Genomic DNA, 19,079 nt, shown 5'->3' on the forward strand with positions numbered 1-19,079 from the left:
TCGCCGATCCTCTACTACGGCGACGAGATCGGCATGGGCGACAACATCTGGCTCGGCGACCGCGACGCCGTCCGCACCCCCATGCAGTGGACCCCGGACCGCAACGCCGGCTTCTCGTCCTCCGACCCGGGTCGCCTGTTCCTGCCCACCATCATGGACCCGGTCTACGGCTACCAGGTCACCAACGTCGAGGCGTCGATGTCCTCGCCCTCGTCGCTGCTGCACTGGACCCGCCGCATGATCGAGATCCGCAAGCAGAACCCCGCCTTCGGGCTGGGGTCCTACACCGAGCTGCCCTCGTCGAACCCGGCGGTGCTCGCCTTCCTGCGCGAGGCCCCGGTGTCCCAGGAGGGCGGGGACGACATCGTGCTGTGCGTCCACAACTTCTCCCGCTTCGCCCAGCCCACGGAACTGGACCTGAGCCGGTTCGGCGGGCGGCACCCCGTGGAACTGTTCGGCGGGGTGCGCTTCCCGGCGATCGGCGAACTGCCGTACCTGCTCACCCTCGCGGGCCACGGCTTCTACTGGTTCCGGCTGCGCCGCGACCCCGCGTAGTCCGGCCACCCTCCGGCCGGGTGGGGCGGTGCCGCGTTTCCACCGCCCCACCCGGGGCACGCATCAGTAACACCCCGACGCCCCCCGGGGAAAGGACGTGGCGCCATGGCGGAAACGGTCACCCCCTCCGGCACCTCCGGTTCGCTCCTCGCCTCGCTCGATCCACTGCTGCGCAACTGGCTGCCCCGGCAGCGCTGGTTCGCGGGCAAGGGCCGCCCGGTCACCGGGTTCACCCCGGTGTCCGTCACCCAGCTGCTGCCGGCCGACGGCCGGCTCGGCCTGTACCACCTGCTCCTGCGCGTCCACCAGCCCGACGTACCGGGCGCACCGCCGCACCCCGGCGACTGCTACCAGCTCCTCATAGGCGTGCGCGAGGCGCTGCCGCCCCGGCTGGCGCCCGCGCTGATCGGACATGTGCAGGAGGGCCCGCTCGCCGGACGCACGGTGTACGAGGCCCTGCACGACCCCCGGCCCGCCGAGGTGCTCCTGGAGGCGCTGCGCTCCCAGGCCCGCATCGGCGGGCTGCGTTTCGAGCGGGACCCGCGCCAGGAGATCCGGCCGGGCCTGGTGGCCCGGCTGATGACCGCCGAGCAGTCCAACTCGTCGGTGGTCTACGGAGATACGTTCATTCTCAAGCTGTTGCGCCGGGTCGTGCCCGGCGTCAACCCCGACCTGGAGATCCCCCTCGCCCTGGCCCGCGAGGGCTGTCCCCGGGTGCCGCCGCCGACGGGCTGGCTGCACGCCGACACGGCCGGGGAGCCGTACGTGCTCGCCGTCCTCCAGCCGTTCGTCAGCGGGGCGAGCGACGGCTGGGAGCTGGCGCTGAGCGAGCTGGCCAAGGGCGGGGACTTCACCGCCGAGGCCCGCGCGCTGGGCCGGGCCACCGCCGAGGTGCACACCGGGCTCGCCCGCGCCCTGCCCACGGTCACCCTCGGCCGGGCCCGGGCGGCGCTGCTCGTCGACGGCATGACCGAGCGGCTGGCGGCGGCCGTCCAGGCGGTGCCGGCGCTGCGGCCGTACGCGCGCGGGCTGCGCTCGGCCTATACGGCGCTGGCCGACCTCGCCGACGAGGGCCGCACCTGGACCGCCCAGCGGGTGCACGGCGATCTGCATCTGGGGCAGTGCCTGCGCTCGCCGTCAGGTGACTGGTCGCTGATCGACTTCGAGGGCGAGCCGGCCAGGCCGCTGGCCGAGCGGCGCCAGCCGCAGCCGCCGGTGCGGGACATCGCCGGCATGCTCCGCTCCTTCGACTACGCGGCCCACTCGGCGGTGCCGCCCGCCCCGGACTGGGCGGACATCTGCCGGGCCGCCTACTGCTCCGGGTACGCGGCGGCGGCCGGCCGCGATCCGCGCGCCGACCCGGTGCTGCTGCGGGCCTACGAGACCGACAAGGCGGTCTACGAGGTGGTCTACGAGGCCCGGAACCGCCCCGACTGGCTCCCCGTACCGCTGTCGGCGATCCGTCGCCTCGCCGCGTCCGACCCGACCTGACCCGACCCTCGCCTGGGAGACTCGCTCGTGACGTCCAAGAAGTCAGCCGCCCAGCACTCGTCAGGCAAGTCCAGGGCCGCGCAGCGGGCCGGGAGGCCGCAGGCCGGGCAGGTGCCCCCGCAGCCGGCGCCGCCCCCGCGGGAGCCCGCCGCCTCCCCCGCCCTTGAAGCCGACGACCGCGCGCGGCTGCTGCACGGCACCCACCACGATCCGCACTCCGTCCTCGGCGCCCATCCGGTGCCCGGCGGTGTCGCCTTCCGTGTGTTCCGTCCGTACGCGCGGGCGGTCACCGTGGTCTGCGGCACGCTCCGCGCGGAGCTGCACGACGACGGTGACGGCTTCTACTCCGGTCTGCTGCCGGGCACCGAGGTCGCCGGGGTCCCCGAGTACCGGCTGCTCGTGGCGTACGACGGCACGGTGCGGGAGACGGAGGACGCCTACCGGTTCCTGCCCACCCTCGGCGAGCTGGACCTGCACCTGATCGGCGAGGGCCGGCACGAGCAGTTGTGGCAGGCGCTCGGCGCGCATGTCACCACCCACCAGGGCGTCGCCGGCACCCGGTTCGCGGTGTGGGCGCCGAACGCGCGGGGCGTGCGGGTCACGGGCGGCTTCTGCTTCTGGGACGGCACGGGCTTCCCGATGCGCTCGCTCGGCGGCACCGGGGTCTGGGAGCTGTTCGTGCCGGGGATCGGCGAGGGCGAGCTGTACAAGTTCGAGATCACCCGGCCGGACGGCTCCCGCACGCAGCGCGCCGACCCGCTGGCCCGGCGCACCGAGGTCCCGCCCGCGACCTCCTCGATCGTGCACGCCTCGCACCACGAGTGGGGGGACGCCGCCTGGCTGGCCCGGCGCGGGGACACCCCGGTCCACGAGGCCCCGTTCTCGGTGTACGAGGTCCACCTGCCGTCCTGGCGGCCCGGCCTGACCTACCGTGAGCTGGCGGATGTGCTGCCCGCGTACGTCACGGAGCTGGGCTTCACCCATGTCGAGCTGATGCCGGTCGCCGAGCACCCCTTCGGCGGCTCCTGGGGCTACCAGGTCACCGGGTTCTACGCCCCGACCGCCCGCCTCGGCACCCCCGACGACTTCAAGTACCTGGTGGACCGGCTGCACCAGGCCGGCATCGGGGTGCTGATGGACTGGGTGCCGGCGCACTTCCCGCGCGACGACTGGGCGCTGGCCGCCTTCGACGGGCGCCCGCTGTACGAGCACCACGACCCGCTGCGGGCCGCCCACCCCGACTGGGGCACGCTGGAGTTCGACTTCGGGCGGCGCGAGGTGCGCAACTTCCTGGTGGCGAACGCCGTGTACTGGTGCGAGGAGTTCCATATCGACGGGCTGCGGGTGGACGCGGTCGCCTCGATGCTCTACCTCGACTACTCGCGCGAGCCGGGCCGGTGGACGCCGAACGAGCACGGCGGCCGGGAGAACCTGGACGCGGTGGCCTTCCTCCAGGAGATGAACGCCACCGTGTACCGGCGCTGCCCGGGGGTGGTGACCATCGCCGAGGAGTCCACGGCCTGGGACGGCGTCACCCGGCCCACCCACCACAGGGGCCCGAGCGGTTTCGGCGGGCTCGGCTTCGGCCTGAAGTGGAACATGGGCTGGATGCACGACTCGCTCCAGTACATGGCGCACGACCCCGTGCACCGCGCGTACCACCACCACGAGATGACGTTCTCGATGGTGTACGCGTACAGCGAGAACTACGTCCTGCCCATCTCCCACGACGAGGTGGTGCACGGCAAGCGGTCCCTGGTGTCGAAGATGCCGGGCGACTGGTGGCAGCAGCGCGCGAACCTCCGGGCCTATCTGGGCTTCATGTGGGCTCACCCGGGCAAGCAACTCCTGTTCATGGGGCAGGAGTTCGCACAGGGCGCCGAGTGGTCCGAGGCGCGGGGGCCCGACTGGTGGCTGCTCGACCCGGGGTACGGCGCCGCCGCGGACCACCGGGGCGTGCGGGACCTCGTCCGGGACCTCAACGCGGTGTACCGGGCCACGCCCGCGCTCTGGCAGCGCGACACCGATCCGGCGGGCTTCGGGTGGATCACCGGGGACGCGGCGGACGACAACGTCTTCGCGTTCCTGCGCCTCGACGCGGACGGCTCCCCGCTGCTCGCGGTGACCCACCTGGCCCCGGTGGTCCGGCACGACTACCGGCTCGGGGTGCCCGAGGACGTCCCCGCCTGGCGCGAGGTCCTGAACACCGACGCGGCCCGGTACGGCGGCGGCGACGTCGTCCGCCCGGACGTCGTCAAGCCGGAGGCGCTGGGCCGGCACGGCCGCCCGGCGAGCATCCGGCTGACACTGCCGCCCCTGGCCACGATGTGGCTGCGCCCGGCCTAGGGCCGGTCCGACCCCTTCCCGCCGTCGCCCGCCGGACGGCGAACGGCCCGTCCTGCGTGGCACGGTGGACGGCAGGCGCCAGGCCGCCGGACACCGGCCGCCGCCCCTGTCCACCGACGCGCGCCGGGCCCGGACAGCCCGCCGGACGGCAGGCGGCAGGCGGCAGGCGGCAGGCGGCAGGGATAGGCGGTAGGCGGTAGGGGAACGGACAGGCACAGCGGCTCCGCAAGCGCACCGCCGGGCCTCCGCTCGGTACTTCCGGTCGGGCGGAGGCCGGCCCGCCCCGGCTCGATGCCCGGCCGCCCGGGTTCCCCGGCGCGGCGGCCGGGCCGGGGCCGGACGGGGCGGTCACGCCGGGGGGCCGCCGCGCGGTGAGCAGGTCGGGGAGCGCGGCGGGGCCCTCCGTCAGCGGGGCCGTCCGGCGATCCGAGCGACCGGCCGAAGGACCATCCGGCGATCCGGACGACCGGCCGAAGGACCATCCGGCGATCCGGACGACCGGCCGAAGGACCATCCGGCGATCCGAGCGACCGGCCGAAGGACCATCCGGCGATCCGGACGACCGGCCGAAGGACCATCCGGCGATCCGAGCGACCGGCCGAAGGACCATCCGGCGATCCGAGCGACCGGCCGAGAGACCATCCGGCGATCCGGACGACCAGCCGAGAGACCATCCGGCGATCCGGACGACCAGCCGGGGGGCCGTACCGGTTCGCCGGACTGGGCCCGCCGCGCGCTCGCCCGCCCGCGCCGCCGCTGACCCGGCCCGCCGCCGTCCCGGACACCGCCGGTCAGGCGCGGGCTTGCGCCAGCCCCCGCGGCAGCTCGCCGGTGTGCAGCACGCCGAGCCGCTGGGTGGCCCGGGTCAGCGCCACGTACAGGTCGCTCGTGCCGTAGGCGCCCGGCTCCACCACCAGGACGGAGTCGAATTCGAGGCCCTTGGCCTGGCGGGGGTCGAGCAGGACGACCGTCCGGGTCAGATCGGGCTCCGCGCCGGCCGTGACGCCGTCCAGGCGGGCGGCCAGGGACCGGTGCAGGGCGCGCGGCGCGATCACCGCGAGCCGGCCCTCCGCCGGGGTGAGTTCGGCGACCGCCTCGGCGACCGCGCCGGGCAGGTCGCCGGCCGCCCGCCGCACCCAGGGGTGTACGCCGGTGGAGCGGACCGAGCTGGGCGGCGCGAACTCCGGCTGCTCGGCGCGGACCACGGCCGCCGCGAGGTCCATGATCTCGGCAGGGGTGCGGTAGTTGACGCCCAGCCGGGTGTGCTCCCAGCGGTCCTCGACATAGGGGGCGAGGATCTCCGCCCAGGAGCCGACACCGGCCGCCTCGGCGGTCTGGGCGGGGTCGCCGACCAGGGTCATCGAGCGGGTCGGACTGCGCCGCATCAGCAGCCGCCAGGCCATCGGGGACAGCTCCTGCGCCTCGTCCACGATGATGTGCCCGAACGCCCAGGTGCGGTCGGCGGCGGCCCGCTCGGCGGCAGTGCGGTGGTCCGCCTCCTCCTGCCGCTCGGCGAACCGCTCGGCGTCGATGATGTCGTGCGCGGACAGCACCTCGGAGCCGTCGGGATCGCTGTCCTCCTTGTCCTCGAACTCGTAGGTGCGGGAGGCGTACGAGACGTCCAGCACGCCCTGCGCGTAGGCGACCTGGGTCTCGCGGGCCCGCTCGGCGCGGGCCCTGGCCACCCGGTCGTCCTCGCCGAGGAGTTCGGCCGCCTCGTCCAGCAGCGGGACATCGGCGACGGTCCAGGCACGGGTCACCGGACGGCGCACCGCGTCGGCGTCCGCCCGCGGGAGGTAGGCGTCCGGCTCCGCGAGGAGGTCGGCGACCAGCCGCTGCGGGGTGATCCGCGGCCACAGCTGGTCGACGGCGTCCCAGACCTCGGGGTTCTCGGCGAGGTCGTCGCGGATCTGGGTGATGTCGGCGGGGTCGAGCAGGCTGCCGCCGTCGTAGGGGTCGGTGCCCACGCGCTCGGCGTACAGCTCGGTCAGCGTGTTGAGGATGTAGCCCTCGAAGTACTCGCGGGCCGTGTTGTGCGGCAGCCCGGCCGCGCGGGTGCGCTCGCGGGCGACGTTCACCAGGCCGTCGTCCAGCATGAGGACCTCGCGGTCGTGCTCGATCGCGATGACCGGGTCGGGCAGCGCCTGCCGGTCGCGTACGGCGGCGGCGAGCACCTCGGCCATGCCGGCGCCGCCCTTGACGGCGGCGGCCTCCGGGGTGTCGGCGGCGGTGGCCCGCACGCCCGGGAACAGCTCGCCGACGGTGGCCAGCAGCACCCCGGTCTCGCCGAGCGAGGGCAGCACCTCGCCGATGTAGCCGAGGAAGGCGGGGTTCGGGCCGACGATGAGGACCGCCCGGCGGGCCAGCAGCTCCCGGTGCTCGTACAGCAGATAGGCGGCGCGGTGCAGGGCGACCGCGGTCTTGCCGGTACCCGGGCCGCCCTCGACGACCAGCACACCGCGGTGCGGGGCCCGGATGATCCGGTCCTGCTCGGCCTGGATGGTCTGCACGATGTCGCCCATCCGGCCGGTGCGCGCCGAGTTCAGCGCGGCCAGCAGGACGGCGTCGCCGTTGTGGTCCTCGTGCCCGGTGCGGGTCGCGTCGCCGAGGTCGAGGATCTCGTCGTGCAGGGAGGTGACGGTCCGGCCCTCGGTGGCGATGTGCCGGCGGCGGCGCAGGCCCATCGGGGTGTGCCCGGTGGCCAGGTAGAAGGGGCGGGCGACGTCGGCCCGCCAGTCGATGAGGACGGGGGTGTGCTCGGGGTCGTCCTCGCGCAGCCCGATCCGGCCGATGTGGTGGCTGGTGCCGCCGGCGAGGTCGATCCGGCCGAAGCAGAGCGAGCCGTCCACCGCGTTCAGCGCGGCGAGCAGCCCCGAGCGCTCGGCGACCAGGATGTCCCGCTCCAGCCGGGCCTGCATGGGCTTGTCGCCCTGGGCGAGGGCGTCGGCGACGGAGGACTCGGTGTCGCCGCGCAGCACGTCCGCGCGCGCGTACAGCCCGTCGATGAATTCCTGCTCGTGCCGCAATTCATCGTCCGGAAATTCACTGTTCGATAGATCCGCGTTTGACAATTCCACTCCCGCCCGCATATACTGTGGTCATTGAACTTCTCCGCGACTTCCTTTCATCGGAAGTCGCGAACCATTGAATATACGCACAGAAATCCCCCGGGCGCAATTGCCACGGGGGATTTTTGCGATCCGGTGCGATTTACCGGGCGTCCGCTCGCAGCACGTCCGCCAGATCCGCGAGCAGCCGGCGCTTGGGCCGGGCGCCCACGATGGACCGGACCGGCTCGCCGCCCTGGAACAGCAGCAGGGTGGGCGTCGCCATCACTCCGTAGGAGATCGCCGTCTGCGGATTGCGGTCCACGTCGATCTGTACGACCTTCAGCAGGTCCCCCTCCTCGAACGCGATCTCCTTCAGCACCGGCGCGAGCTGCCGGCAGGGCCCGCACCACTCGGCCGTGAACTGCACGAGCACCGGGAGATCGGAGCCGATCACCTCCGTCGCGAAATCGGCGTCCGTCACCTCGGTCAGTCCGCTCACCAAGCTCACCGTGTCATTCCTCCCCATTCGCATGCGGGTTCCGGGCCCCCCGGAACCAGCGCGTCGGCGAGCAGGTCTCCCCGGATCTCCCGGCCCCCCTCGCACAGGGGGTCCTCCCCGCCCGTCCGCTCGGCCCGCTCCAGCCGTTCCGCGACCGTCTCGCGCACCGTGCTCAGCTGCCCGATGAGCGCGTCCAGCTCGGCCAGCTTGCGCCGGTAGACCACGCGCGAGGCCGGGCAGGCGTCGCCCTCCGGGTGCCCGGCCCGCAGACACTCCACGAACGGCCGCGTCTCCTCCAGGTCGAAGCCGAAGTCCTGCAGGGTGCGGATCTGCAGGAGCAGCCTGAGGTCGCTGTCGTCGTAGGTGCGGTGTCCGTTGCCGTCCCGCCGGGCCGGCAGCAGCCCGCGGGACTCGTAGTACCGCAGGGTGCGTGTCGTGGTCCCGGCCCGCGCGGCCAGCTCGCCGATTCGCATGTCCTCGACCGTACGGGTTGACGTCGGCGTCAAGGCAAGACCGCGGGACCCTTACGTGTGCGCCACGCCGGCCGACTCCTCGACCTCCAGCAGCGAGGCGCTGTGCCGTTCCTCCTCGAACCGGCGCCGCCCGCCGCGCAGCCCGAACAGCCGCTTGGTCAGGGCGATGTAGAGGACGGCGAGGAGGTTCAGGACGAGGGTGGCGATCTTCAGCCAGCTGATGTGCTCGGTGAGTTCGTAGATCTCCAGCGGGAGGAAGGCGGCCGTCGCGACCACCGTCAGGTACTCCGCCCAGCGCTTGGCGTACCAGAGGCCGACCGCCTCGACCAGCTCGATCAGCGCGTAGGCCAGCAGCAGGGCGGCCACCAGCAGGAGCGTGGAGTGCCGGTAGCCGAAGGCCTTCTGGACGGTGCCGACGACCGGTGAGTGGTCGAGGTCGTAGTGGAAGTGCCGGAAGACCGGCCGGAAGACGTCCAGGTACTCGTCGAAGAGCCGGCGCACCGCGTCCTGGCTGTTGCTGAACTTCCACACCGCGACCGCGACCAGCACGATGAACACCCCGCGCACGGCCCGCTCGACGGCGAGGAAGCGCAGCACGAACAGGTCCCGGAGCACCTTGCCGCGCGGCACCAGCGGCGCGTCGGCGGCCGGCCCGGAGCCGTGCGGCTCGCCGAGCGCGAAGTCACCGCAGCGCAGGCACCGCCAGGCGTCGCCGAGCGCGGTCGCGGCGTGCAGCCCCGCCCGCAGCCGGGGGTCGTCGGGCGCGTAGGTCACATGCCCCTTGCGCGCGCAGGTCCGCCGGTCCCAGTCGATCTTCATCCCCCGTGCCTCTCCTTGCTCGTCCCGGACATACGTACGGACGCCATGGACCAACGAGCCGTTCCGGCCCGCGGGTACGGCATGTCACCTCGGCGGGGCGCCGGCGCCCGGTGTCACGCGCCGGCGGCCGGCCCCGGCGGTGTGCCGGTGCCGAGGACCCTGGCCGTGAACGCCGAGAGCTGGGCCCGCAGCTCCTCGCGGGACCGGCCCTCGCCCGCGGCCAGGTACTCCACCAGGTCGGCCCGGACGGCGGCGAGCAGGGCGTGGGCGGTGAAGTCGCCGCCCGCCAGGCCCGGGATCCGGGCCAGCAGCGTACGGAGCAGGGTGTGCCAGCGCGCGTAGTGCTCCGCGTCGTAGGGGCTGCTGCCGCCGCCGGTCTGCTCGAGGGCGAGCGCGAGGTGGCGGTTGTCGAGCTTGAAGCAGAGCACGGCGTCGAGCAGGGCCGGCACCCGCACCTGCGGCGGGGTGCCGGGCCCGAGCGGCGCCGGGCCCTCCTCCACGGCGGCCCTGACCGGTTCGAGGCGTGCCTCGTAGAGCGCGCGGATCAGCCCGGTGCGGTCGCCGAAGGCGCGGAAGAGGGTGGCCTTGCCGACGCCGGCCGCCGTCGCGATGTCGGCCATGGTGACGCTGTCGGGGCTCGGGCACTCGGCGAAGAGCGCGTCCGCTGCGGCGAAGACGGCCGCCCGGTTGCGCAGGGCGTCCTTGCGCGGTCGGCGCTCGGTCACGTGGTTCCTCCCTGGCGGTGGCTTGCGATCCGGACCGGCGGTCCGTATCGTCAATCAAAGCGGACCGCCGGTCCGTATCGTACGCCACGGAGGACCTTCATGCCCACGCCCATGCCCGCGGACACCTCACCGGAGCAGCTCTACCGCCACAGCCTGCGGCTGCTCCTCGACAAGGACATCCCCGCCTGGACGGGCCTGTGGGCCGAGGACGGGGTCATGGAGTTCCCCTTCGCGCCACCCGGCTGGCCCGAGCGGCTGGAGGGCCGGGAGGCGATCGCCGCCTATATGCGCCCCTACCCCGACCACATCGACCTGCACGACTTCCCCGCCCTGCGGATCCATCCGACCGCCGATCCGGAGACCCTCGTCGTCGAGATGCGCGGCGTGGGCCGCATGGTGGAGACGGGTGCCCCCTTCGACATGGCGTACATCGCCGTCGTGACCGTACGGGACGGCCGCTTCGTCTCCTACCGGGACTACTGGAACCCCCTCGCCGTGCGGGAGCCCGGCGCCGGCTTCGCGGGCGGCGAGGCCCGATGACCGCCACCGGCACCACCCTCGTCATCGGGGCCACCGGCACCACCGGCAGCCGGACCGCCGCCGCGCTGCTCGCCGCCGGCCACCGGGTCAGCGCCGCGAGCCGCCGGGCCACCCCGCTCCCGGGCGCGCGAGCGGTCCGGTTCGACTGGTACGACCCCGCCGGCTTCGGCGCCGCCCTCGCCGGCGCCGACCGCGTCTACCTCGTCCCGCCCGTCGGCGACCCGGACCCGGCCGCGGTCATGCTGCCCTTCCTCCGGCAGGCCCGCGCCGCCGGCGTGCGGCGTGCGGTACTCCTCGGTTCCTCGGCCGTCCCCGAGGGCGGGCCGGGGGTCGGCGCCGTGCACCGGGCCCTGCCCGGACTGTTCGACCAGTGGGCGGTCCTGCGGCCCTCCTGGTTCATGCAGAACTTCACCGGCACGCACGCGCACGCCCGGAGCATCCGCGACGAGGGCGTCGTCCTGAGCGCGACCGGCACCGGCCGGATCGGATTCGTGGACGCCGACGACATCGCCGCCGTCGCCGCCCGCGCCCTGACCGACGACCGCGCGCCCGGCACCGACCTGGTGCTGACCGGGCCGGAAACGCTCGGCTACGACGACATCGCCGCCGTGGTCAGCGAGGTCACCGGCCGTCCCGTGGTCCACCGCCGGCTGACCTACGCGCAGATGCGCGACCGGCTGGCCGCGTCCGTGCCCCGGGAGTTCGCCGCCATGCTGGCCGGCATGGACCGCGCCATCGCCGAGGGCGCCGAGGATCGCACCACCGACACCGTCCAACGCCTCACCGGACGCCCGCCGCGCGGCTTTCGGGAGGTGGCCGAACGGGAGTTGTCCCGGGCAGGCGTTGCCCGCGCCCGCACGGATCACTAGAGTCGATCACGTGACTGCCGGGTCGGCCATGGGCCACGCACGAGTGAGGTTCCCGGCCTCGGCGTGAGCACGAGGCGGGCGAGAGGCCCGCCCCCCTTCTCCGCGTTCCTGCCCCGGCGCCCGCACGCGGCGCCCCTCCCCAGCGGACCCCAAGACCCGGAGAAGCCCACCGATGCCCGCTGTCCAGCAGCACCCGCACACCACCGAACCGGCGCCCGCCGCCGTCCAGTTGAACCACACCGCCGTCTACGCGAGCGACCGGCACCGGTCCGCCGGGTTCCTCGCGGCGGTCCTCGGCCTCGCGGTCGGCACCCCGTTCGGACCGTTCCTCCCCGTCGACCTCGGCAACGGCGTCACGCTCGACTACTACGAGAAGCGGGACGAGCCGGTCCAGTCCCAGCACTACGCGTTCCTCGTGCCCGACGAGCGGTTCGACGGCATGATCGCCCGGCTGGAGGCGGCGGGGGTGACGTACTACGCCGACCCGCACCACACCGACCCCGGCCGGATCAACCGGCTGTTCGGCGGCCGCGGCGCCTACTTCGAGGACCCGGACGGCCACAACATGGAGATCATGACCCGGCCCTACATACGCCCCTGACGGGCACCCCGGCCGAACGCCGCAGGACCGCCGCCGGCAGCGTGCCGACGGCGGTCCTGCGGTCCTGCGGTCCTGCGGTCCTGCGGTCCTGCGGTCCTGCGGTCCGGTCCGGTGGTCCGGCGCACCTGGTCGCCGTCCGCGACGCGTGCCGTTCGCGGGTGCGCCCCGGAGGACGTCCGGGGCGGCCCCCGGCGGCCGGTTCCCGCGCGAGGCGCCGGCCGCCGGGAGCGCGTGTCCCGCCGGCCTCGCCGCGGCGTACGCCGACCAGGCGCACCCAGCCGTCGACGCGACACGGGTCGGTCCGGCCGTGTCGAACGGCCGGACCGACCCTGATCGCATCGCGACGGCGGACGCGCGCCCGGCCAGGTCAGCTCGTCGTGCTGTCGGCGAGTTCCTCGGACCGGTCCGCCGCCTCGGGGCCGGCCTGCGCCGCCGTGGACCCGTGGCGCGGCAGCAGGACGGCCACCAGGACGGTGCCGATGCCGAGGATCACCGCACCGACCAGGCTGGTGTGGGCGACCGCGTCGGAGAAGGCGGAGCCCACCGCGTCGGCCATCTGCCGGGCGCCCGACGCCAGTTCGCCGGCCTGCTGCTTGAGCTGCGCGGCCTGCTGCGGGTCGCCCGCCTGCTGGGCCTTGGCCGCGGCCTGCTGGGCCTTCTCGCCGATGCCCTGCGCGACGGCGTACCCGGCGCCGACCGAGTCCTGCGCGGTGTCCAGGGCGCTCGGCGGGAGCTTGCTGCCCGCGGTGGCGTCGGTGAGGTGGTCGCCGTAGGAGGTGGCGAGCAGCGAGCCGAGGATGGCGATGCCGAGCGAGCCGCCCAGCTCCAGCGAGGTGTCGTTGACGGCGCCGCCGACGCCCAGCTCGGACTCCGGGAACGCGCCCATGATGGCGTCGGTGCAGGGCGAGAGGGCGAGGCCGATGGCGAGGCCCAGGATGATCAGGGGCGCCACGAAGTCGCCGTACGTCGAGCCCGCGTCCACCTGCGTCAGCAGGGCGAGGGCGGTCGTGCCGCCGACCATGCCGGCGGTGACGGTCCACTTCATGCCCACGCGCGGGGTCAGCCAGCCGGTCAGGGCCGAGCCGACGAAGACCGCGCCGGCCAGCGGCAGCATGCGGACGCCGGTCTCCAGGGCGTCGTAGCCGAGGACGAACTGGAGGTGCTGGGTGAGGTAGTAGAAGGCGCCGAAGACGGCGAGGAAGAAGAGGGCGACGGCGAGGTTGGAGCCCGCGAACCGGCGGCCGGCGAAGCGGCGCACGTCCAGGATCGGGCGCGGGTGGCGCAGCTCCCACAGCACGAAGGCGGCCAGGCCGACGCCGGCGACGACGGCAGCGCCGACGGCCTTGGCGCCCCAGCCGAAGTGCGGACCCTCGATGATCATGTAGATCAGCGCGCCGGTCCAGATCACCGACAGCAGGCCGCCGACGTAGTCGATGCGGTCGTGGTGGCCGGCCTTGGACGGCGGCACGAGGACGAGGGCGGCGACGATCGCGACGGCCGCGATGGGCACGTTGATCAGGAACGTGGAGGCCCAGCCGTGGTCGCGCAGCAGGGCGCCGGCGACCACCGGGCCCGCCGCGATGGCCAGTCCGGCGGTGGCCGTCCACAGGGTGATGGCCTTGGCGCGCTCGGCGCGCGGGAAGGTCGCGGCCAGCAGCGAGAGCGTGGCCGGCATGATCAGCGCGGCGCCGACGCCCATCACGGCACGGGCGGCGATCACGGTCGCCGCGCTGTCGGCGAGGTAGCCGAAGACGGCACCGCCGCCGAAGACGACGAGCCCGAGGACGAGCGCCCCGCGCCGGCTGTACTTGTCGCCGATCGCGCCGAGCAGCAGCATCAGCGCCGCGTAGGGGACGGTGTAGCCGTCGATCACCCACTGGAGGTCCGCGCTGGAGAGCCCGAGGTCCTTCGTCATGTCGGGCGCCGCGACCGTGAGGGCGGTGTTCGCCATCACGATGATCAGCAGGCTGAGGCAGAGCACCAGCAGTGCCCACCAGCGCCGGGCGTAGGGCCGGCCCATCCTTTCGACCGGTTCGGTCATGACGAGTCGCATGGCAGGGGTCGCCTTCCTCGGGTCGCGACGGGACTTGCACAATGGCGTGCAATTGCACAACCATGTGCAATGTACGACGTTGCACAGTGCTGTGCAAGTCGGGTCGGGACGGCCCAGGGGAGGCACAATGACCGCCATGACCACGGGTAACCTCAGCCGCGCCGACGCCAACCGGCGCCGCATCCTCGACGTCGCCCTCGCCGAACTGCTGCGCGATCCCGACGCCTCCATGGACCAGATCGCGCGCGCCGCCGGGGTCGTACGAAGGACGGTCTACGGCCACTTCCCCAGCCGGGAGGCGCTGATCAGCACCCTCACGGACGGGGCCGTCGCGGCGCTGGCGGACGCGGACGCACGGGCCAGGACCGGCGTGAGCGATCCGGCGGAGGCGGTGGCCCGCACGGTGCTCGCGCTCTGGCCGATCGCCGACCGCTACCGGCTGCTGATCGCCCTGGCCCAGCGCACGGTCACCGTGCAGGGCATCCGCGACCGCCTCGCACCGCTGCGCGAGAACAAGATCCGCGTGCTGCAACAGGGCCTGGACGAGGGTGTGTTCAGCTCGCCGCTGCCCGCGCCGGCCCTCGCGTACGTGCACGAGCAGATGCTGTTCGCGGTGATGGAGGCGGTGAACGACGGTCTCCTGGCGGCCGGGGAGGCGGGCCCCTCCGCCACGGTCGCCGTCCTGACCTCGGCGGGCGTCCCCGCCGCACGGGCCGCCGAGCTGGTCGCCGAGGTGTCGTAGCGCGCCGAGACGGCGCGGCACGCCGAGGTGTCGCAGCGCACGCCGAGATGGCATGGCACGCCGAGGTGTCGCGGCGCACGCCGAGACGGCGTGGCACGCCGAGGTGTCGTAGCGCACGCCGAGGTGTCGTAGCGCGCGGAGATGCTCCAGCGCGCGCCGAGGTGCCGTGGGGCACGGCGAGAGCCGGGCGGCTGGGACAGGGGGGTCTCAGCCGCCCGGCGGCGGTCACCGGATGCCCGGCCCGGGTTCAGGCCGGGCCGGACATCCGGAGTCGTAGGGCGCTGCGCGGCCCTCAGGCCTTGGCCAGCTCCTCCTGACGGGGCTCGGGAGCCTCGCTCACCGTCCCGCCCTCGTCCAGCAGCGTCGTCTCGTCGAACGGCAGCTCGCCCGCGAGCACCTGGCGCACCCGCGCCTTGTCGATCTCCTTGGTCCACGTGCCCACGAGCACGGTGGCGACCGCGTTGCCCGCGAAGTTCGTCAGCGCCCGCGCCTCGCTCATGAACCGGTCGATGCCGACGATCAGCCCGACCCCGTCGACCAGCGCCGGCTTGTGCGACTGCAGCCCGCCGGCCAGGGTGGCGAGCCCCGCGCCGCTGACCCCGGCCGCGCCCTTGGACGCCAGCAGCAGGAAGAGCAGCAGCGGGATCTGCTCGCCGACCGACATCGGCGTACCCAGCGCGTCCGCGATGTACAGCGAGGCCATGGTCATGTAGATCATCGTGCCGTCGAGGTTGAACGAGTAGCCGGTCGGCACGGTGATGCCGACGACCGGCCGGCTGACGCCCAGGTGCTCCATCTTCGCGATCAGCCGCGGCAGCGCGGACTCGGAGGAGGAAGTGGACAGGATCAGCAGGAACTCCCGGGCGAGGTACTTGAACAGGGAGAAGACGTTCAGGCCCGCGACGATCCGGAGCAGTGCGCCGAGCACGATGAAGACGAACAGGAAACAGGTGAGGTAGAAGCCCACCATCAGGACGGCGAGGCTCTTGAGCGCGTCGACGCCCGCGGAGCCGACCACGGCCGCGATCGCGCCGAACGCACCGACCGGCGCGGCCCACATCACCATGGACAGGATGCGGAAGACGAGCCGCTGGATGTGCTCGATGCCGCGCAGCACCGGCTGTCCGGCCGAGCCCATGGCCTGCAGCGCGAACCCGGCGAGCAGGGCGACCAGCAGCGTCTGGAGCACCTGGCCCTGGGTGAAGGCGGACAGGAACGTGGTCGGGATGATCGACAGCACGAAGTCGACGGGCGGCAGGGCGTCGCTCTCGACCTGGTCGTGCCCGGTCTGCTTGAGCGCGTCGGTGAGGTGCAGCCCGTCACCGGGGTGCAGCACGTTGCCGACGACGAGCCCGATGGCGAGCGCGACGAGCGACATCACGAGGAAGTAGCCGAGGGCGATACCGCCGACGGCCCCCACCTTGGCGGCCTTGCGGACGGAGCCGATGCCGAGCACGATCGTGCAGAAGATGATCGGCGAGATCATCATCTTGATCAGATTCACGAACCCGGTGCCCAGCGGCTTCAGCTCCACCGCGGCATCGGGCCAGATGAGCCCCACGGCGATGCCGAGCGCGACCGCCGCGATGACGGCGATGTACAGGTAATGAGTCCGGTCCCGCTTCACACGGGGTGCGGCAGGTGCCGTATCGGGGGTGCTGGCGGCCACGACTGCCCTCCTTGACGTCTTCGTCGGCGAACAACCGGCGTGCGGCTCACGTCCGGGCGTTGTAGGGAATGCCGTGACTATCTCCCGGCGTGTGAGGGCGGTCACCCTTCCGTTCATTTAGTTCACGCTCGGCCGGAGAGGCACACTGCTGGCATGCGCCTCCCCACCCTGCCGCGGCCCCGCAGCCTGGCCGGCCAGCTGTTCGCCATGCAGGCCGTGCTGATCGCGGTGGTCGTGGCCGGGTACGCGCTGTTCACCTACGTCAGCGACCAGCGGCAGGCCGAGGACGCCGCCACCCGGCAGGCCACGGCGGTGGCCCGGTCCATCGCCGACTCGCCCTCGGTGCGCGCGGCGATCCGCACCGCGGACCCCACGGCCCGGCTGGAGCCGTACGCCCTCCAGGTCACGCGGGACGCGAACGTCGACTTCGTCACGATCATGAACCCGTCCGGCATCCGCTGGACGCACCCCGACAGGAAGCAGATCGGCAGACGCTTCCTGGGCACCATCGGCCCCGCCCAGCACGGCCGCACCTTCACCGAGACCTACACCGGCACGCTCGGCGCGTCCGTGCGCGCGGTGACCCCGATCAGCGACAACGGGCGGATCGTCGGCCTGGTGAGCGCCGGCATCAAGGTGGAGACGATCAGCGCCCGGGTCTCGGACCAGGTCACGGCCCTGCTCGGGGTGGCCGGGGTGGCCCTGCTGCTGGGCGCGGTCGGCACGTACGTCATCAACGCCCGGCTGCGCCGTCACACCCACGGCATGAACGCCGGCGAGCTGAGCCGGATGCACGACTACCACGAGGCGGCGCTGCACGCGGTCCGGGAAGGGCTGCTGATGCTGGACGGCGGGTACCGGGTGGCGCTGATCAACGACGGCGGCCGGGAGCTGCTGGGCGTGGGCGGCGCCTCGGACGCGGACCTGGTCGGCCGCTCGGTGGCCGGCCTGGGCCTGCCGGCCCCGCTGACGGGCGCCCTGCTCTCCTCCGAGCCCCGCGTGGACGAGGTGCATCTGACGGCGACCCGGGTGCTGGTGGTGAACACCTCCCCGGTGTCGGGCGGCGAGCAGCGCGGCACGGTGGTCACCCTGCGCGATGTGACCGAACTCCAGTCCCTGATGGGCGAGCTGGACTCGGAGCGGGGCTTCACCACGGCGCTGCGCTCGCAGGCGCACGAGGCCGCGAACCGCCTGCACACGGTCGTCTCCCTGATCGAGCTGGGCCGGGCCGCGGAGGCGGTGGAGTTCGCCACGGCCGAGCTGGAGCTGGCCCAGGCCCTGACCGACCAGGTGGTGGCGGCGGTGAGCGAACCGGTGCTGGCCGCGCTGCTGCTGGGCAAGACCGCCCAGGCGAACGAGCGGGGCGTGGAGCTGGTGGTCTCGCCGGACAGCCGGCTGGACGACGGCCTGCTCCCGGAGCGCCTTTCGGCCCGTGACCTGGTGACGATCCTCGGGAACCTCATCGACAACGCGGTGGACGCGGCGCAGGGCACCGCGCGGGCGCGGGTGACCGTGACGGCGTACACCACGTCCGCCGAAGTGGTGCTCCGGGTGTCGGACACCGGCCCGGGGGTCGACCCGGCCCATGCCGGCCTGGTATTCCAGCGGGGGTTCTCCACGAAGCCGGCCGGGCCCGGCGGGCGGGGGCTCGGTCTCGCCCTGGTCCGGCAGGCGGTCGCCCGCCACGAGGGCACGCTGACGGTGGCGGGATCCGGCGAGGACGGCGAGGGCGGAGCGGTGTTCGAGGTGCGGTTGCCATTGCGCACGTCCACGGGCGGCGGCAGATGACGGACGAGCAGCGGCCCATCCGCGTCCTCGTCGTCGAGGACGACCCGGTGGCCGCCGACGCGCATGTGCTGTACGTCGGCCGGGTGCCCGGGTTCGTCGCGGTCGGCAAGGCCCACACGGGCGCGGAGGCCCGCCGGATCCTCGACCGCACGCCCGTGGATCTCCTCCTGCTCGACCTGCACCTGCCGGACGTGCACGGGCTGCAGTTCGCCCGGTCCCTGCGGGCGGCCGGGCACCACGCGGACGTGATAGCGGTGACCTCGGCACGGGACCTCGCGGTGGTGCGGGAGGGGGTCTCGCTGGGAGTCGTCCAGTACGTGCTGAAGCCGTTCACGTTCGCGACGCTGCGCGACCGGCTCCTGCGCTACGCCGAGTTCCACGCCGCGGTGGGCGAGGCGAGCGGACAGGACGAGGTGGACCGGGCGCTGGGGGCCCTGCGGGCGCCGACACCCGCCGCGCTGCCCAAGGGGCTGAGCGGGCCGACGCTGGAGCGGGTCACGGGAGCGCTGCGGGAGGTGGCGGAGGGCCTGACGGCCGCCGGGGTGGCCGAGGCCGTGGGCATCTCCCGGATCACCGCCCGGCGCTATCTGGAGCACCTGGTGGAGGCGGGCCGGGCCGTGCGCAGTCCGCTGTACGGGCAGGTGGGGCGGCCGGAGTTGGTGTACCGATGGGTCGTCCAGGGACGCTGACCGAGTCCGGCCCGGACACCGGACCCGCGTCCGGCGTTCCCCCTCCCGCCGGCCGGCCCGGGCGACGCGCCGGCGGCTCGCGGCGGCGGGCGGGGGTACGGGCGGGGGTACGGCCGGCCGTGGTGACGGTGGGGGTGCTGCCGGGCGGGGCACCGGCCGGGCGGGCACCG

At 73.8% G+C, this 19,079-nt stretch carries 16 protein-coding genes; 9 read left to right on the top strand and 7 right to left on the bottom strand.

Translation table 11 applies throughout. The features are described from left to right. The 3 genes from ACF073_RS00005 to glgB all read left to right on the top strand — a co-directional run. A partial coding sequence (locus tag ACF073_RS00005) for an alpha-glucosidase C-terminal domain-containing protein (protein ID WP_392065256.1) occupies window positions 1-555 on the top strand: 555 nt, incomplete at its 5' end. Between the two features lie 105 nt (window positions 556-660). After that, window positions 661-2,046 carry a maltokinase gene (locus tag ACF073_RS00010; RefSeq protein ID WP_392065259.1) on the top strand — a complete coding sequence of 462 codons (1,386 nt, stop codon included), beginning with the start codon at window positions 661-663 and terminating at the stop codon, window positions 2,044-2,046. A gap of 27 nt (window positions 2,047-2,073) precedes the next feature. Then, a complete protein-coding gene (gene glgB, locus ACF073_RS00015; protein WP_392065262.1) occupies window positions 2,074-4,392 on the top strand; it encodes a 1,4-alpha-glucan branching enzyme in 2,319 nt (772 codons plus the stop codon). A 791-nt stretch (window positions 4,393-5,183) separates the two neighbouring features. On the opposite strand, the gene ACF073_RS00020 is transcribed toward glgB, so the two are convergent. The 5 genes from ACF073_RS00020 to ACF073_RS00040 form a co-directional block, all read right to left on the bottom strand. Further along, window positions 5,184-7,481 (bottom strand): HelD family protein, encoded by a 2,298-nt coding sequence (locus tag ACF073_RS00020; protein ID WP_392065265.1) that lies wholly within the window; start codon window positions 7,479-7,481, stop codon window positions 5,184-5,186. Window positions 7,482-7,602: 121 nt separating this feature from the next. Further along, window positions 7,603-7,974 carry a thioredoxin family protein gene (locus ACF073_RS00025; protein WP_392065267.1) on the bottom strand — a complete coding sequence of 124 codons (372 nt, stop codon included), beginning with the start codon at window positions 7,972-7,974 and terminating at the stop codon, window positions 7,603-7,605. Further along, a complete protein-coding gene (locus ACF073_RS00030) occupies window positions 7,947-8,414 on the bottom strand; it encodes a MerR family transcriptional regulator (protein ID WP_392065270.1) in 468 nt (155 codons plus the stop codon). The genes ACF073_RS00025 and ACF073_RS00030 overlap by 28 nt, the downstream gene beginning before the upstream one ends. Window positions 8,415-8,465: 51 nt before the next feature. Then, on the bottom strand, window positions 8,466-9,233 hold the full coding sequence (locus ACF073_RS00035; RefSeq protein ID WP_392065273.1) for a DUF2127 domain-containing protein: 768 nt from the start codon (window positions 9,231-9,233) through the stop codon (window positions 8,466-8,468). Between the two features lie 113 nt (window positions 9,234-9,346). Beyond that, complete coding sequence (locus ACF073_RS00040; RefSeq protein ID WP_392065276.1) at window positions 9,347-9,958, bottom strand: TetR/AcrR family transcriptional regulator; 612 nt, start codon at window positions 9,956-9,958, stop codon at window positions 9,347-9,349. A gap of 111 nt (window positions 9,959-10,069) precedes the next feature. Between ACF073_RS00040 and ACF073_RS00045 the strand changes: the two genes are divergently transcribed. The 3 genes from ACF073_RS00045 to ACF073_RS00055 all read left to right on the top strand — a co-directional run bounded on the left by ACF073_RS00045 (window position 10,070) and on the right by ACF073_RS00055 (window position 11,968). Continuing rightward, complete coding sequence (locus ACF073_RS00045) at window positions 10,070-10,498, top strand: nuclear transport factor 2 family protein (protein WP_392066816.1); 429 nt, start codon at window positions 10,070-10,072, stop codon at window positions 10,496-10,498. Beyond that, window positions 10,495-11,367, top strand: coding sequence for an NmrA family NAD(P)-binding protein (locus ACF073_RS00050; protein WP_392065279.1), 873 nt, complete (start codon window positions 10,495-10,497; stop codon window positions 11,365-11,367). Before ACF073_RS00045 ends, ACF073_RS00050 begins: the two co-directional genes overlap by 4 nt. 172 nt (window positions 11,368-11,539) lie before the next feature. Continuing rightward, window positions 11,540-11,968 (top strand): VOC family protein, encoded by a 429-nt coding sequence (locus tag ACF073_RS00055; protein WP_392065282.1) that lies wholly within the window; start codon window positions 11,540-11,542, stop codon window positions 11,966-11,968. A 367-nt stretch (window positions 11,969-12,335) separates the two neighbouring features. Here ACF073_RS00055 and ACF073_RS00060 read toward each other — a convergent pair whose 3' ends face one another. Next, window positions 12,336-14,021, bottom strand: a complete 1,686-nt coding sequence (locus tag ACF073_RS00060) for an MFS transporter (RefSeq protein WP_392065285.1) — start codon at window positions 14,019-14,021, stop codon at window positions 12,336-12,338. A 127-nt stretch (window positions 14,022-14,148) separates the two neighbouring features. On the opposite strand from ACF073_RS00060, the gene ACF073_RS00065 reads away from it, so the two are divergent. Next, the gene (locus ACF073_RS00065) at window positions 14,149-14,763 is read left to right on the top strand and encodes a TetR/AcrR family transcriptional regulator (RefSeq protein ID WP_392065288.1); all 615 of its coding nucleotides are present in this window, start codon (window positions 14,149-14,151) and stop codon (window positions 14,761-14,763) included. A gap of 292 nt (window positions 14,764-15,055) precedes the next feature. Here the strand turns inward: ACF073_RS00065 and ACF073_RS00070 are convergent, their stop codons facing one another. After that, window positions 15,056-16,432, bottom strand: a complete 1,377-nt coding sequence (locus ACF073_RS00070; RefSeq protein WP_392065291.1) for a cation:dicarboxylate symporter family transporter — start codon at window positions 16,430-16,432, stop codon at window positions 15,056-15,058. 153 nt (window positions 16,433-16,585) lie between these two features. On the opposite strand from ACF073_RS00070, the gene ACF073_RS00075 reads away from it, so the two are divergent. Further along, a complete protein-coding gene (locus ACF073_RS00075) occupies window positions 16,586-18,220 on the top strand; it encodes an ATP-binding protein (protein ID WP_392065294.1) in 1,635 nt (544 codons plus the stop codon). After that, window positions 18,217-18,909: a response regulator gene (locus ACF073_RS00080; protein WP_392065297.1), complete on the top strand. Its 693-nt coding sequence runs from the start codon at window positions 18,217-18,219 to the stop codon at window positions 18,907-18,909. The genes ACF073_RS00075 and ACF073_RS00080 overlap by 4 nt, the downstream gene beginning before the upstream one ends. Window positions 18,910-19,079 lie beyond the last annotated feature (170 nt).

It is taken from the genome of Streptomyces sp. NPDC015171 (assembly GCF_043079545.1).
Taxonomy (GTDB): domain Bacteria; phylum Actinomycetota; class Actinomycetes; order Streptomycetales; family Streptomycetaceae; genus Streptomyces.

Coding starts and splice junctions, on each gene's coding strand:
- ACF073_RS00010 (WP_392065259.1), top strand. CDS start 661: ATGGCGGAAACGGTCACCCCCTCCGGCACCTCCGGTTCGCTCCTCGCC.
- ACF073_RS00020 (WP_392065265.1), bottom strand. CDS start 7,481: ATGCGGGCGGGAGTGGAATTGTCAAACGCGGATCTATCGAACAGTGAA.
- ACF073_RS00025 (WP_392065267.1), bottom strand. CDS start 7,974: ATGCGAATGGGGAGGAATGACACGGTGAGCTTGGTGAGCGGACTGACC.
- ACF073_RS00030 (WP_392065270.1), bottom strand. CDS start 8,414: ATGCGAATCGGCGAGCTGGCCGCGCGGGCCGGGACCACGACACGCACC.
- ACF073_RS00035 (WP_392065273.1), bottom strand. CDS start 9,233: ATGAAGATCGACTGGGACCGGCGGACCTGCGCGCGCAAGGGGCATGTG.
- ACF073_RS00045 (WP_392066816.1), top strand. CDS start 10,070: ATGCCCGCGGACACCTCACCGGAGCAGCTCTACCGCCACAGCCTGCGG.
- ACF073_RS00050 (WP_392065279.1), top strand. CDS start 10,495: ATGACCGCCACCGGCACCACCCTCGTCATCGGGGCCACCGGCACCACC.
- ACF073_RS00055 (WP_392065282.1), top strand. CDS start 11,540: ATGCCCGCTGTCCAGCAGCACCCGCACACCACCGAACCGGCGCCCGCC.
- ACF073_RS00060 (WP_392065285.1), bottom strand. CDS start 14,021: ATGCGACTCGTCATGACCGAACCGGTCGAAAGGATGGGCCGGCCCTAC.
- ACF073_RS00065 (WP_392065288.1), top strand. CDS start 14,149: ATGACCGCCATGACCACGGGTAACCTCAGCCGCGCCGACGCCAACCGG.
- ACF073_RS00075 (WP_392065294.1), top strand. CDS start 16,586: ATGCGCCTCCCCACCCTGCCGCGGCCCCGCAGCCTGGCCGGCCAGCTG.
- ACF073_RS00080 (WP_392065297.1), top strand. CDS start 18,217: ATGACGGACGAGCAGCGGCCCATCCGCGTCCTCGTCGTCGAGGACGAC.